Annotated in this window: 1 protein-coding gene; it reads right to left on the reverse strand. The window is 57.1% G+C overall.

Features of this window, described 5'->3' with window-relative positions:
• On the reverse strand, positions 1 to 238 hold a 238-nt coding region (locus FN960_RS22480), incomplete at both ends, for a phage virion morphogenesis protein (RefSeq protein WP_143850870.1).

The following is a 238-nucleotide window of genomic DNA, read 5'->3' on the forward strand; positions in this document are numbered from 1 at the left end:
CTCACCATTAAGACCCAACAAACGACGCTCTGCGTAACGCACTTCCGGTCCTTTGCGGCTGACGCGATCGCGCAGGCCATAATGGTGAACGCGGGCAATGCGCTGCACCTTACTTTCAAACTGTACGCTGGCAGAGTCGGCGCTGGCGGCGGTTTTCAGGTATTTGGTGGTGCGCAGCTTTGCAAACATCTGACGTTTGATGCGGCCTTTTTTACTGCGCGCCGTGACCTTGCGCGGT

It is taken from the genome of Alkalicoccobacillus porphyridii (assembly GCF_007293315.1).
GTDB lineage: Bacteria > Bacillota > Bacilli > Bacillales > Bacillaceae_D > Alkalicoccobacillus > Alkalicoccobacillus porphyridii.